Origin of the sequence: Serratia sarumanii (assembly GCF_029962605.1) — a bacterium.
Classification (GTDB): Bacteria; Pseudomonadota; Gammaproteobacteria; order Enterobacterales; family Enterobacteriaceae; genus Serratia; species Serratia sarumanii.
This window is the reverse complement of the sequence record NZ_CP124750.1, coordinates 4,716,483-4,729,393: the sequence shown is the minus strand read 5'-3', so window position 1 is coordinate 4,729,393 and position 12,911 is coordinate 4,716,483. Positions and strand designations below refer to the sequence as shown.

12 protein-coding genes are annotated in these 12,911 nt (G+C 62.3%); 5 read left to right on the top strand and 7 right to left on the bottom strand.

What is annotated here, in order from left to right:
- The first annotated feature begins 9 nt into the window (after positions 1 to 9).
- Positions 10 to 2,100 (top strand): 4-alpha-glucanotransferase, encoded by a 2,091-nt coding sequence (gene malQ / locus SSARUM_RS22470; RefSeq protein WP_060431163.1) that lies wholly within the window; start codon positions 10 to 12, stop codon positions 2,098 to 2,100.
- Positions 2,101 to 2,170: 70 nt separating this feature from the next.
- Here the strand turns inward: malQ and nfuA are convergent, their stop codons facing one another.
- Positions 2,171 to 2,746 (bottom strand): Fe-S biogenesis protein NfuA, encoded by a 576-nt coding sequence (gene nfuA / locus SSARUM_RS22465; protein WP_004930777.1) that lies wholly within the window; start codon positions 2,744 to 2,746, stop codon positions 2,171 to 2,173.
- Positions 2,747 to 2,804: 58 nt separating this feature from the next.
- The gene (gene gntX, locus SSARUM_RS22460) at positions 2,805 to 3,488 is read right to left on the bottom strand and encodes a DNA utilization protein GntX (RefSeq protein WP_033649336.1); all 684 of its coding nucleotides are present in this window, start codon (positions 3,486 to 3,488) and stop codon (positions 2,805 to 2,807) included.
- 40 nt (positions 3,489 to 3,528) lie between these two features.
- On the opposite strand from gntX, the gene bioH reads away from it, so the two are divergent.
- Together bioH and SSARUM_RS22450 are read left to right on the top strand one after the other, a co-directional pair.
- Complete coding sequence (bioH, locus tag SSARUM_RS22455) at positions 3,529 to 4,299, top strand: pimeloyl-ACP methyl ester esterase BioH (RefSeq protein ID WP_033649335.1); 771 nt, start codon at positions 3,529 to 3,531, stop codon at positions 4,297 to 4,299.
- A gap of 270 nt (positions 4,300 to 4,569) precedes the next feature.
- The gene (locus SSARUM_RS22450) at positions 4,570 to 4,854 is read left to right on the top strand and encodes a YdgH/BhsA/McbA-like domain containing protein (protein ID WP_004930765.1); all 285 of its coding nucleotides are present in this window, start codon (positions 4,570 to 4,572) and stop codon (positions 4,852 to 4,854) included.
- A 43-nt stretch (positions 4,855 to 4,897) separates the two neighbouring features.
- On the opposite strand, the gene SSARUM_RS22445 is transcribed toward SSARUM_RS22450, so the two are convergent.
- The 5 genes from SSARUM_RS22445 to greB all read right to left on the bottom strand — a co-directional run bounded on the left by SSARUM_RS22445 (position 4,898) and on the right by greB (position 11,323).
- The gene (locus SSARUM_RS22445) at positions 4,898 to 5,137 is read right to left on the bottom strand and encodes a FeoC-like transcriptional regulator (protein WP_033649334.1); all 240 of its coding nucleotides are present in this window, start codon (positions 5,135 to 5,137) and stop codon (positions 4,898 to 4,900) included.
- On the bottom strand, positions 5,137 to 7,452 hold the full coding sequence (gene feoB, locus SSARUM_RS22440) for a Fe(2+) transporter permease subunit FeoB (protein ID WP_060420158.1): 2,316 nt from the start codon (positions 7,450 to 7,452) through the stop codon (positions 5,137 to 5,139). The genes SSARUM_RS22445 and feoB overlap by 1 nt, the downstream gene beginning before the upstream one ends.
- A 72-nt stretch (positions 7,453 to 7,524) precedes the next feature.
- Complete coding sequence (gene feoA / locus SSARUM_RS22435) at positions 7,525 to 7,749, bottom strand: ferrous iron transporter A (RefSeq protein ID WP_025304553.1); 225 nt, start codon at positions 7,747 to 7,749, stop codon at positions 7,525 to 7,527.
- Positions 7,750 to 8,358: 609 nt separating this feature from the next.
- A complete protein-coding gene (locus SSARUM_RS22430; protein ID WP_039569149.1) occupies positions 8,359 to 10,692 on the bottom strand; it encodes a Tex family protein in 2,334 nt (777 codons plus the stop codon).
- A 157-nt stretch (positions 10,693 to 10,849) separates the two neighbouring features.
- Positions 10,850 to 11,323, bottom strand: coding sequence for a transcription elongation factor GreB (gene greB / locus SSARUM_RS22425; protein ID WP_033636315.1), 474 nt, complete (start codon positions 11,321 to 11,323; stop codon positions 10,850 to 10,852).
- 230 nt (positions 11,324 to 11,553) lie between these two features.
- Here greB and cbpA point away from each other — a divergent pair, with 230 nt between their 5' ends.
- Positions 11,554 to 12,516: a curved DNA-binding protein gene (gene cbpA, locus SSARUM_RS22420; protein WP_033636314.1), complete on the top strand. Its 963-nt coding sequence runs from the start codon at positions 11,554 to 11,556 to the stop codon at positions 12,514 to 12,516.
- 5 nt (positions 12,517 to 12,521) lie between these two features.
- Positions 12,522 to 12,827, top strand: a complete 306-nt coding sequence (locus tag SSARUM_RS22415) for a chaperone modulator CbpM (protein ID WP_033636313.1) — start codon at positions 12,522 to 12,524, stop codon at positions 12,825 to 12,827.
- Positions 12,828 to 12,911: the final 84 nt, after the last annotated feature.

Genomic DNA, 12,911 nt, shown 5'->3' with positions numbered 1-12,911 from the left:
GGAGAACGAATGGATCGCAAGCGTATCGATCAGGCGGCGGCACAGGCGGGTATCGCCGCCGATTTCATCAATGCCCACGGCAAGCGGCAGGCGATTGAACCGGAGACCAAGCGCAAGCTGCTGGCGGCCATGAGTCGGGCCGAAGCCGCGCAGGAAGGGGCTGCGTCGCCGTTACCGGCGGTCAAGGTGTTCTATCAGGGCGCGCCGTTGGCGTTGACCCCGGCGGGCGAAGGCGAGTACCTGTGGGCGCTGCAGCGTGAAGACGGCGAATGCCTGCAGGGGCGCGTCGGCGCGCGCAAGACCCTGACGCTGCCGGGCGATCTGCCAGCGGGCTATCACCAATTGACGCTGAGCCAGGGCATGCGGCAGTGGTCATGCCGAGTGATCGTCGCGCCGAGGCGCTGCTTCGAGCCGAACGCCTTGCTGACCGGCAAGAAGCTGTGGGGCGCCTGCGTTCAGCTGTATACGCTGCGTTCCGATCGCAACTGGGGCATCGGCGATTTCGGCGATCTGCGCCTGATGGTGGAGCAGGTGGGGGAACGCGGCGGCGCTTTCGTCGGCCTCAATCCGATCCATGCGCTGTATCCGGCCAACCCGGAGAGCGCCAGCCCCTACAGCCCCTCGTCGCGCCGCTGGCTGAATCTGGCGTATATCGACGTCAACGCGGTGGAGGATTTCCAGCGCAGCGACGCGGCGCAGCGCTGGTGGCAGAAGCCGGCGACGCAGAAGCAGCTGGCCAAGGCGCGCGCCGCGGAGTGGGTGGATTACACCGCCGTGATGCAGCTGAAGCTGGCGGGGCTGAAGCTGGCGTTCCCGCTGTTTCAGGCGCGCAAGCCGAACGACGCGCAGCGTCAGGCGTTCGAACGGTTCGTGATTGAGGGCGGCGAAAGCCTGTATCAGCAGGCGGCGTTCGATGCGCTGCATGCCCACCTAGCGGCCAAAGACGCCAGCCAGTGGGGCTGGCCGGCCTGGCCCGAGCGCTATCGGCGTGGGCAGAGCGAAGCGGTGCGGCAGTTCTGCGATGAGCATCAGGACGCGGTCCGCTTTTACCTGTGGCTGCAGTGGCTGGCGGCCACGCAGTTCGCGCAGTGTTTCGAACAGAGCCGGCAGCAGCAGATGCCGATTGGCCTGTATCGCGATCTGGCGGTCGGGGTGGCGGAAGGCGGGGCGGAAACCTGGTGTGACCGCGAACTGTACTGCCTGAAAGCGTCGGTCGGCGCGCCGCCGGACATCCTGGGGCCGCTGGGGCAAAACTGGGGCTTGCCGCCGATGGATCCGCACGTGATGGCGGCGCGCGGTTATCAGCCGTTCATCGATCTTTTGCGCGCCAACATGACCAGCTGCGGCGCGCTGCGCATCGATCACGTCATGGCGCTGCTGCGGCTGTGGTGGATCCCTTATGGCGAAACCGCCGATCGCGGCGCCTACGTCAAATACCCGGTGGACGATCTGCTGGCGGTGCTGGCGCTGGAAAGCCAGCGCCACCGCTGCATGGTGATCGGCGAGGATCTCGGCACGGTGCCGGTGGAGATCGTCGGCAAGCTGCGCGACAGCGGCGTCTATTCCTACAAAGTGCTGTATTTCGAAAGCGACGGTGAACACCATTTCCGCGCGCCGCAGGCCTATCCGGTGCAGGCGATGGCGACCATCACCACCCACGATCTGCCGACGCTGCGCGGCTACTGGCAAAGCGACGATCTGACGCTCGGCAACCGGCTGGGCCTTTACCCGGATGCGGAGATCCTGCGGGCGCTGTTCGCCGATCGGGAACGCGCCAAGCAGGGGCTGCTGGACGGGTTGCATCGCTATGGCTGCGTGCCGCAGAAGGTGGGCAAGAAGGCGGCGCTGCTCGGCATGAGCCCGCTGCTCAACCGCGGCCTGCAGCGCTATGTCGCCGACAGCGCCAGCGCCCTGCTCGGCCTGCAGCCGGAAGACTGGCTGGACATGGCCGATCCGGTCAATATTCCCGGCACCAGTGACCAGTACCCTAACTGGCGGCGCAAGCTGACCGAAACGCTGGAGGAGATGTTCGCCGATCCGCGGATAAACCGGTTGCTGAAGGATTTGGACAAACGGCGGCGCAAGGTGTCGGTGGGCTGAAAACGACAATGCCGGAACGGGTTCCCCCCTTCCGGCATTGTGTTATCCACCGCGGCGCGAGCGCCGGGGATCAGTAATAGGAGTGCTCGCCGCGCTGGTGCTCGGTCAAATCGCGCACGCCTTTCAGCTCCGGGAATTTCTGCAGCAGCTCTTTCTCGATGCCTTCTTTCAGCGTAACGTCGACCATCGAACAGCCGTTACAGCCGCCGCCGAACTGCAGGATCGCCATGTTGTCGTCGGTGATCTCCATCAGCGTCACGCGGCCGCCGTGGCCCGCCAGCTGTGGGTTGATCTGCGACTGCAGCACGTATTCCACGCGCTCCATCAGCGGCGCGTCGTCATCGACCTTGCGCATCTTGGCGTTCGGCGCCTTCAGCGTCAGCTGAGAGCCCAGCTGGTCGGTCACGAAGTCGATTTCGGCGTCTTCCAGATACGGCGCGCTCAGCTCATCGACATAGGCGGACAGCTTGTCGAACTTCAGTTCGGTATCCGTCGCTTCTACCGCGTCCGGCGGGCAATAAGAGACACCGCATTCGGCCGTCGGCGTGCCCGGGTTGATCACGAATACGCGGATTTGGGTGCCTTCTTCTTGATTTGCCAGCAGTTTGGCAAAGTGTTCCTGTGCAGCATCTGTTATACGGATCATAGCATTAGCTCAATAGTTGACTTCTATAGTCGGTTATAATACGCCCATTGCCGTGGCACTACAACGTGCGGCAAACGCACCATATCTGCACCGAGGCGGCGCCTTGCCGCCGCAACAGCGCCGCGATCTCCGCGACGGTGCTGCCGGTGGTCACCACGTCATCCACCAGGGCGATATGCCGGCCGGCGACCGGCACCGTGCAGGTGAAAGCGCGCTGCAAATTGCGCCTGCGTGCCCCGGCGCTCAGCCGCTGTTGCAGGGCGGTTTTGCGCACCCGGCGCAAAGCGGCGGGCCGATAGGCACAGCCCAGCCAGCGCGCCAGCGGCCGGGCCAGCAGATCGCTCTGGTTATAACCACGGTGCCAACAGCGCGTTGCATGCAAGGGTACCGCTAAAATCAGGTCGGGTCTGTTCAGATTCTGCTCTCTGCGCGCCTGCTGCCACCGCAACAGCATCAGGCGCGCCAGCGTCGGCGCCAGCTCGGGCGCGCGGTGAAACTTGAACCTCTTTACCAGTTGGCTGAGGGGCGCAACGTAGTCGCCGACGAACACCAGCCGCTGCCAGGGCGGCGGCCGTTGCAGGCAGCGGCCGCAGGGCATTTGCGTTTCCCCGGCGGGCAATCCGCAGCGTGGGCAACACGGCGGGTGGGCCGGCAGATGGCGCAGGCAGCAGCTGCAGATGCCATGGCGCATCAGGCTCAACGGCTGTCGGCATAGCCAACAGCGGCTGCGGATTGATAGCATAGAGCCTCCGAGACGGATAAGCATGAAAGGACAATAACCAATGACAGCGCTGTACTGGCAAACAATAGGTGAAGGCGAACGCGATCTTGTGCTGCTGCACGGCTGGGGATTGAACGCCGAAGTGTGGAGTTGCATTCAGGCGCGACTGGCGCCGCATTTTCGCCTGCACCTGGTCGATCTGCCGGGTTATGGCCGCAGCCAGGGGTTCGGTGCCCTGTCGCTGGAACAGATGACGGAAATCGTGCTGGCGGCCGCCCCGCCGCAGGCCTGGTGGCTAGGTTGGTCGCTCGGCGGGCTGGTGGCCAGCCAGGCGGCGCTGATGCAGCCCGAGCGACTCAAGGGGCTGATCACCGTGGCCTCCTCGCCGTGCTTTGCCGCCCGCGATGAGTGGCCGGGGATCCGCCCGGACGTGCTGAGCGGTTTCCAGCATCAGTTGAGCCTGGATTTCCAGCGCACCGTCGAGCGTTTTCTGGCGTTGCAGACGCTGGGCACCGAGAGCGCGCGTCAGGATGCGCGCCAGCTGAAAGCGGTGGTGCTCAACCAGCCGACGCCGAGCGTCGAGGTGTTGAACGGCGGGCTGGAGATCCTGCGCACCACCGATCTGCGTGCGCCGTTGGCCGCGCTGGAGCTGCCGCTGCTGCGGATCTACGGTTATCTGGACGGGCTGGTGCCGCGCAAGGTCGCCGAGCTGCTCGATACCGCCTGGCCGCATTCTGCGTCGCAGATCGTGGCCAAAGCCGCCCATGCGCCGTTTATTTCTCATCCCGATGAATTTGTGACGATGATCGAAGCGTTTATTGCAGCACATTGAATCCGGTGGGAAAACGCACGATAGAGCGCTAAAAAAAACGCCGCCGGGTGGATAAAAGACAAAGCTGTTCGATACTTAGTGAGTCAATGCGTTGGCTGCAAAATGAAAAGACCGCGTGCGGCGCTTTTCATTTTGGCGTTTCGTCTCTGGGAAACAGGCCCCGTCAGGGAAAGCAACGAGGCCTGAGGATGTCGCGGCAGCCTGCGGTACTACGCATGGATCCTTGACGGCTTTCATAACAGATAAATTATCCATTGAGAGGTTAGTGTCATGAAATCATTGAAGATGATTATTGCAGCGGCAGTGCTGGGTTCGGTGTCTTTCGGCTCCATGGCGGCAACCCTGCTGACCAAGGAAGATCTGGATAAGAACCCGGGTAAATACGAGAAGATCGGCACCGTCACCACGACGGCGGAAACCACGTCACCGATGGATGCCAAGGAAGAGCTGTCCAAACTGGCTGACGAAAAGGGCGGTCAATACTACGTGATCCTGGCAGGCCGTGAACACGGTAAATTCAGCGCCATCGCCGAAGTTTACAAAGACAAGCAATAAGCCTTGAACGGCAAAGGGGCGCCCGTCATGGCGCCCCTGATCGTCAGGCCTTCAGCCGGTAGAACACCGTGCTGCACCCCTGGCCCTGCGGGCAGCGTTTGCAACTGCCGCTCAGACAGGCGCCGTCATCCTGTTCGATGCGTTCCACTTTCCCCATCGCCGTCAAACGGTCCAGCATCGCTTGCACCAGCGGCAGCGGCGTCGCCAGCGAGTGGCTGAGCTGCTGCGCCTGGGCGCTGCCGCGCAGCGCCAGCGCATCGCGCACCTGCAGCAGCCCGGCCATCAGTGACAGCTCCCTTTGGCGCTCTGGCAACAGGCCGCCGGCGTGGCGTTGCCCAGGCGCACCGTGACGCGGCTGCGCGCCCGGCGCAGGCCGAACAGCACCAGCAGATTCACCAGCACCACCGCCAGGATCGCCGTCAGGCTGTACTGCGGGTGTTGGTTGAAGGTGGCCACCTGATAGAACAGCGTCGCCAGCGAGTAGGCCACGTTCAGCCCCCACAGAATAGAGAAGGTCATCCAGCCGCGGCTCGATTCACGGGCGATGGCGCCCATCACCGAGACGCAAGGCACATACAGCAGCACGAAGATCAGATAACTGTAGGCGGAGATGCCGGAGCCGAATTTGCTGCTCATCACGCCCATTGAGCCGACGCCCATCTCGCCGTCGCCCTTGCTGGCTTCGATCGGGTTGGAGAGCACGCTCAGGCTGAAGGTGTTTTTCAGGCCGTCCCAGGTTTCGTTCAGTGCGCCGCCCAGTTCATCGAGCAGGTTGAAGTTGGCGGCGTCGAACGCCTCTTTGTTGATGCGCTCGGCGGTGTACAGCGTATTCAGCGTGCCGACCACCACTTCCTTCGCCATCGCGCCGGTCACCAGCCCGACGGTGGCCTGCCAGTTATCGCTGTGGACGCCCATCGGCTGCAGCAGCGGCGTCAGCACCCTGGAGACCGAGGCCAGCGCGGAGTCGTTGATGTTGTCGACCGTCTTGCCGCTGAACGAGAAGCTGTTCAGGCCGCCGATGAATATGCTGGCCACCACGATCACCTTGCCGGCGCGCAGCACGAAGCCTTTCAGCCGCTGCCAGGTTTGCAGCAGCAGGCTTTTCAGGTGCGGCACATGGTAGACCGGCAGCTCCATCACGAACGGCGAGGCTTCGCCGCGCATGAGGGTGTATTTGAGCACCAGGCCGGTGAGGATCGCCACCGCAATGCCGAGCATGTACAGCGAGAACACCACCCCGGCGCCGTCCTGGCCGAAGAAGGCGGCGGCGAACACCGCGAAGATCGCCAGACGGGCGCCGCAGGACATGAACGGCGCCATCATGATGGTGATCAGGCGCTCGCGCTGGGCATCCAGCGTCCGGGCGCCCATGATGGACGGCACATTGCAGCCGAAGCCGACGATCAGCGGCACGAAGGATTTGCCCGGCAGCCCGAGCGCCTGCATCAGGCGATCCATCACGAACGCCGCGCGCGCCATGTAGCCGGAATCCTCCAGGAACGACAGAAACAGGTACATCATGCCGATCTGCGGCACCAGCGGCAGCACGGTATTGATGCCGCCGCCGACGCCCTGCGCCAGGAAAACGGTCAGCCAGTCGGGGAAGTGCAGGGTGTAGCCGAGCCACTGAATGCCCTGAATGAAGATCGCCGCCGAGCCGATATCGAAGATCGGCTGCAGCGCGCCGCCGATGTTGATCGCCAGCAGGAACATCAGGTACATCACCAGCAGGAAGATCGGCACGCCCAGCCAGCGGTTGAGGATCACTTTATCCAGCAGCTCGGTCAGGCGGTTGGGCATCGCCTGCTGCGAGTTGCTGACCTCATCGCACAGGGCGGCGATGGACTGGTAGCGCGCGTCGGCGATCACCAGCGCCGGGTCTTCCTGCTGCTGCTGTTGCAACGCCTGGGCAGCCGCAGGCAACAGCGCGACGGCGGGGCCGGCCAGCCGGTGACTGTAGATGTCGCCTTCCAGCATTTGCAATGCCAGCCAGCGGCGCTGCACCGCCGGCAGCGTTTGCGGCATGGCGTCGCTCAGCGTGGCGACCGCTTTCAGCAACAGCGGTGGGTAGTTCACCAGCGCCTGCTGTTCGTTGATGTGATGATTGTCGATCATCTGTTTCAGCACGCCGATGCCGTCGGCGCGGGTGGAGACCATCGGCACTACCGGGCAGCCGAGGCGCGCCGACAGCGCGGCGACGTCGATATCGATATGCTGACTTTTGGCGATGTCGAGCATGTTCAGCGCCACGATGCAGGGAATGCCCAGCTCCAGCAGCTGCAGCGTCAGGTAGAGGTTGCGCTCCAGGTTGGAGGCGTCGACCACGTTGATCAGCAGATCGGCGTCGCCGCTCAAAATGTAGTGGCAGGCGATCTGCTCGTCGAGCGAGGTTTGCTCTGAAATGGTGGTCAGGGAGTAGGTGCCGGGCAAATCGACCAGCCGTACGTCGGACTGCGGGGTGGTGAAATGGCCTTCTTTGCGTTCGACCGTCACGCCCGCCCAGTTGCCGACCCGTTGGCGTGCGCCGGTCAGCTGGTTGAACAGCGTGGTTTTGCCGGAGTTCGGGTTACCGATTAAGCCGATGGTGAGTTTTTTCATAGTTCAGCGTGTCGTCTTCAAGGAGAACAGCGCCGGCGCAAAGGCGCGTCGGCAAACGGAGAGCGCGTCGGCTCAGGGCTGGCCGTCGAGCTGCAGCAGCGCCAGATCCTTCCTGCGCAGCACCAGGCTGACGCGGCGAGTTTTAATTTCTATCGGATCGCCCAGCGGTGCGACGCGCACCACGTCGAACGAAGAGCCGGGCAGCATGCCGAGCGATAACAGTTTCTGGCGGTAGGCCGGCGCAATTTCACCGGAAAAGCCGACAATCTTATACGTGCGTTTAGGTTGGAGCTGCATGTGATTAACCTTCCGGGTGCCGATGAGCATCGGGCTGATGATAATTGGACGTTGCCGGCGAAAATGCCACGCCGTCGGCGGTATTCATCCATAAGGTCATGCAATAAAGTGAGCGCAAATAATAGTAATTATCATTATCGCGTTCAATACAAAAAGTAAGGGTATTGTAACCAATTATTATGGCGTCGACAGTTTTTGATGGCGTTGTCTTGATTAACGACGTTTTACCACCGGTTGCGCTGGGGAACAAATGAGAATGGCGAGTTAAATCAGTTACGTATTTGTAGCCGAGTTTTCTTGTTTGCAAATATAGATGGTTTTTTCCCTTTATTTATTTCCACCGAAAGGCAATTCAATAACATTATTCCGCCGTAATGCGAGCGGTAACCATTTGTGTTTCTCTCACAATTCGCGAGATGAAAAATGCGTGTTAACGAAGTTGTTAATAAATGGCTGCAGAAGGGATTGTTGTTGCCTGAATAATGGGAGGGTGGTCACGCAGGCGCGGGAAATAAAAAGATGACGGTTTATTGAGGCGGGTCAAGAAATGCCGCAAGTTTTATTCATCAGAAAGGGGCGGAGCAGGCTCCGCCCCCTGTTGGATCTGACTTAGCGTTTCTTGCCGAATGCCGCCGCCAGCGCGTCGCCCATGGCGCTGTTGCCGGCCGGCGCCGCGTTGCGCGGTTTGGCCTTGTTGCCGCCCGCCGAACGGTTGGCGTGGTCGCGCGTCTGTGCAGGCGCGTTGCCGCCGCGGCGCGGTGAACCTTCGCCCGGCTGCTCATCCAGGCGCATGCTCAGCGCGATGCGTTTACGCTGCAGATCGACTTCCATCACCTTCACTTTGACGATGTCGCCGGCCTTCACCACGGTGTGCGGATCTTCAACGAACTTGTCCGCCAGCGAGGAGATGTGCACCAGGCCATCCTGATGCACGCCGATATCCACGAAGGCGCCGAAGTTGGTGACGTTGGTCACCGAGCCTTCCAGGATCATGCCCACCTGCAGATCGTTGAGGGTTTCCACGCCTTCGGCGAAGGTGGCGGTTTTGAACTCCGGACGTGGATCGCGGCCCGGCTTCTCCAGCTCTTTCAGGATGTCGGTGACCGTCGGCACGCCGAACTTGTCGTCGGTGAAGTCGACCGCTTTCAGGCTGCGCACCGCCGAGGCGTTGCCCATCAGGTCCTGCAGCGCCTGCTCGGTGGCGGCCAGAATGCGCTGCACCACCGGGTAGGCTTCCGGGTGAACGGTGGAAGCATCCAGCGGGTTGTCGCCGTGGTTGATGCGCAGGAAGCCGGCGCACTGTTCGAAGGCCTTCGGCCCCAGGCGGCTGACTTTCAGCAGCTGTTCACGGTTGCTGAAGCGGCCGTTCTCGTCGCGCCAGTTGACGATGTTCTGCGCCATCATGCGCGTCAGGCCGGCCACGCGGGTCAGCAACGGCACCGACGCGGTGTTCAGATCGACGCCGACGGCGTTCACGCAGTCTTCCACCACCGAGTCCAGCTTCTTCGCCAGCTGGCTCTGGCTGACGTCGTGCTGATACTGGCCGACGCCGATGGATTTCGGGTCGATTTTCACCAGCTCCGCCAGCGGATCCTGCAGACGACGGGCGATGGACACCGCACCGCGCAGCGACACGTCGAGATCCGGGAACTCCTGCGCCGCCAGTTCTGACGCGGAATACACCGACGCGCCCGCTTCGCTGACGATCACTTTCTGCGCCCGGACCTCGCCGAATTGCTTTTGCAGGTCGAGATAGAAACGCTCGGTTTCACGCGAAGCGGTGCCGTTGCCGATGGCCACCAGCTCCACGTTATGTTTGATGCACAGCGCCGCGACGATGGCGGCGGCTTTGGCCGCTTGCCCGGTGTGCGGGTAGACGGTGTCGGTGGCGACCAGCTTGCCAGTCGCGTCGACCACGGCGACTTTCACCCCGGTGCGCAGGCCCGGATCGAGGCCCATGGTGGCGCGCATGCCGGCCGGCGCGGCCATCAGCAGATCGTGCATGTTGCGGGCGAAAACGTTGATCGCTTCATCTTCCGCGCGCTCGCGCACCGTGCCCATCAGCTCGGTTTCCAGGTGCAGCAACACCTTGATGCGCCAGGTCCAGTTGACCACCGCCTTGCGCCAGGCGTCGGCCGGGGCGTTGTTCAGGCGCAGGTTGAGGTGATTGATGATGATCAGCTCCGCCTGGCTTTCGCGCGGCGCTTCCTCAAACTGCGGATCGGCGTTCAGCGCCAGCTGCAGCACGCCTTCGTTGCGGCCGCGGAACATCGCCAGCGCGCGGTGCGAAGGCACCTGAGAAATCGGTTCGTGGTGATCGAAATAGTCGCGGAACTTGGCGCCTTCTTCTTCCTTGCCCTCGACCACTTTGGACACCAGATGGGCGTTTTTCCACAGGTAGTCGCGCACCTTGGCCAGCAGCGTGGCATCTTCGGCGAAGCGCTCCATCAGGATATAGCGCGCGCCGTCGAGGGCGGCTTTGACGTCCGCCACGCCCTTGTCGGCGTCGACGTAGCGTTCAGCCAGCAGTTCCGGCTGCTGTTGCGGATCCTGCCACAGCGCGTCCGCCAGCGGTTCCAGACCGGCCTCGATGGCGATCTGGCCGCGGGTGCGGCGCTTCGGTTTGTACGGCAGGTAGAGGTCTTCGAGTTCGGTCTTGCTCAGCGTGGCGTTGATCGCCCCCGCCAGTTGTTCGGTCAGTTTGCCCTGTTCATCGATCGACTTCAGGATGGTCTGACGACGATCTTCCAGTTCACGCAGATAACCCAGGCGGGTTTCCAGCTGGCGCAGTTGGGTGTCGTCCAGGCCCCCGGTGACTTCCTTACGATAGCGTGCAATAAAGGGCACGGTATTACCTTCATCCAGCAGACGGATGGCGGAGTCGACTTGCTCCGGCCGGGCCTGCAGTTCTGTTGCAATAATGCGGCTCAGTGGGTCATTCATAGGTCTGGTATCTGTATTGAGAACGGTGAATAAACAGGGGACAGTTATACGGATTGATCGGGGAAAATGCCAGTGGAGCGGGCCGCCGCCGCGCGGCCGCCACGTGGAGAACTGCGCAGGCGGCGGCGTTGGCGGCGGTTCGGAAAAAGCTGAAAGCTTACTTCGGGTAGTCTATCTCGTTAACGTACCACTGCGCCTCGCCCAGCGGCGTATTGACGGTGGCGACGTCGCCGACCTCTTTTTTCAGCAGGGCGCGCGCCATCGGCGCGTCGATGGAGATGTAATCCTTGCGGCCGAAGATCTCGTCGTAACCGACGATGCGAAAGCGTTTGGTCTCGCCGTCGTCGTTCTCCACCTCCACCCAGGCGCCGAAGAACACCTTGCCTTCCTGCTGCGGGGAGTAATCGACGATCTTCAATTGCTCCAGGCATTTGGTCAGATAGCGGACGCGGCGGTCGATCTCGCGCAGCCGCTTCTTGTTGTACTGGTAGTCGGCGTTTTCGCTTCTGTCGCCCAGGCTGGCGGCCCAGGTCACTTTCTTGGTCACCTCGGGGCGTTCTTCGCGCCAGAGGTAATCCAGCTCTTGCTTGAGCTTGTCATACCCTTCACGGGTTATCAGTTGAGTTCTCATGGTGATTTATCTTTATGGGGCCACCGCCACAGTGTACGTGAATGCGGGGGGCTTTAGAAATGGCGCGCGGGCCTGCGCGTTGCCGCACGGTTGTTATTCAGTTTGCGCAGCTTTTAACAATCGGGAGTATGCTTAGCGATAGCGGAAAAGGAATGTGACGAAAGGAGGATATCTGGCGAGAGAGACAAGGAATTTTGGCGCACAACCCAACACATTGAAGGTATTACCGCATGGAATTTAAAGATTACTACGCAACGATGGGCGTTGAGCCCAACGCCGATCTGAAAACCATCAAAACGGCCTACCGCCGGCTGGCGCGTAAATATCACCCTGACGTGAGCACCGAAGAAGACGCCGAGAGCAAATTCAAGGAGCTGGCCGAAGCCTATGAGGTGCTGAAGGACGAAGAGCGCCGCGCCGAGTACGATCAGATCCGGCTGCACCGCAACGATCCGAACTTTGGCCGCCAGGCGCGCGGCGATCGCGGCGGCTATCAGCAGAGCGCTTCATGGCACGGCGGCGGTGCCGACGCGCAAGACTTCTCCGATTTCTTCGAAAGCATGTTCGGCGGGCGTGCGGCGGGCGGGCATCGCTCCGCTTCGCACTCGCACGGCGGGCATGGCTTCCGCGGCCAGGATCTGGAGATGGAGGTGCCGCTGTTCCTCGAGGAAACGCTGCATGGCCAAAGCCGCGAGATCTCCTACAAGCTGCCGGTGTACGACGAGCTGGGGCGGCAGGTGAGCGAAGCCAGCAAAACGCTGAACGTGAAAATCCCGGCCGGGGTGGGCGACGGCGAGCGCATTCGCCTCAAGGGGCAGGGCGTGGCCGGCGTGGGCGGCGGCCAGAACGGCGATCTGTATCTGGTCATCCGCCTCGCGCCGCACCCGCTGTTCGAGATTGACGGCCACAACCTGAGCATCGTGGCACCTCTCGCCCCTTGGGAGGCGGCGCTCGGCGCCAGCATTGAGGTGCCAACGCTGACCGGCAAAATCGCGTTGACCGTGCCGGCCGGCAGCCAGAGCGGCAAACGGCTGCGGGTCAAGGGCAAGGGGCTGGCGGGCAAGAAAGAGCCCGGTGACCTGTATGTCATTCTCAAGGTGGTGATGCCGCCGAAGCCGAACGAGAAGGCCAGCGCCCTGTGGCGAGAACTGGCTGAACAGGCGGCGTTCAACCCGCGCGCGGAATGGGAGTAAAGCACATGATGAAGAAAGAGATCACTTTCACCGTGGTGGAACTGTGCCAACGGGTGGAGATTTCAGAGGATGAGCTGGTCGAGATCGTTGGCCTGGGCGTGATCGTGCCGCTGGAGCCGGCGCAGCCGAGCTGGGAGTTCGACTACCCGGCGCTGAGCCATCTGCAGCGTGCGCGCAGGCTGCGGGCCGAGCTGGATCTGGATTGGCCGGGGATCGCCATGGCGCTGACGTTGCTCGATCGGGTTGAGGCGCTGCAGCAAGAGAACCGGCAGCTGCGCCGGCAGCTGGCGCGTTTCCTGCAGACTTCCTGACTCGCCGTCAAAACGCCACCGTGCGGTTTGCCGGTGGCGAAATTGCGTAAAATTGGGCCGCGGCCCCACATTGCGCTGATAAAG

What these genes read in the sequence shown, in the direction of transcription:
- malQ (WP_060431163.1), top strand. Translation starts at nt 10, where the DNA reads ATGGATCGCAAGCGTATCGATCAGGCGGCGGCACAGGCGGGTATCGCC.
- feoB (WP_060420158.1), bottom strand. Translation starts at nt 7,452, where the DNA reads ATGAAAAAACTCACCATCGGCTTAATCGGTAACCCGAACTCCGGCAAA.
- SSARUM_RS22445 (WP_033649334.1), bottom strand. Translation starts at nt 5,137, where the DNA reads ATGGCCGGGCTGCTGCAGGTGCGCGATGCGCTGGCGCTGCGCGGCAGC.
- SSARUM_RS22415 (WP_033636313.1), top strand. Translation starts at nt 12,522, where the DNA reads ATGATGAAGAAAGAGATCACTTTCACCGTGGTGGAACTGTGCCAACGG.
- cbpA (WP_033636314.1), top strand. Translation starts at nt 11,554, where the DNA reads ATGGAATTTAAAGATTACTACGCAACGATGGGCGTTGAGCCCAACGCC.
- SSARUM_RS22450 (WP_004930765.1), top strand. Translation starts at nt 4,570, where the DNA reads ATGAAATCATTGAAGATGATTATTGCAGCGGCAGTGCTGGGTTCGGTG.
- nfuA (WP_004930777.1), bottom strand. Translation starts at nt 2,746, where the DNA reads ATGATCCGTATAACAGATGCTGCACAGGAACACTTTGCCAAACTGCTG.
- gntX (WP_033649336.1), bottom strand. Translation starts at nt 3,488, where the DNA reads ATGCTATCAATCCGCAGCCGCTGTTGGCTATGCCGACAGCCGTTGAGC.
- SSARUM_RS22430 (WP_039569149.1), bottom strand. Translation starts at nt 10,692, where the DNA reads ATGAATGACCCACTGAGCCGCATTATTGCAACAGAACTGCAGGCCCGG.
- bioH (WP_033649335.1), top strand. Translation starts at nt 3,529, where the DNA reads ATGACAGCGCTGTACTGGCAAACAATAGGTGAAGGCGAACGCGATCTT.
- feoA (WP_025304553.1), bottom strand. Translation starts at nt 7,749, where the DNA reads ATGCAGCTCCAACCTAAACGCACGTATAAGATTGTCGGCTTTTCCGGT.
- greB (WP_033636315.1), bottom strand. Translation starts at nt 11,323, where the DNA reads ATGAGAACTCAACTGATAACCCGTGAAGGGTATGACAAGCTCAAGCAA.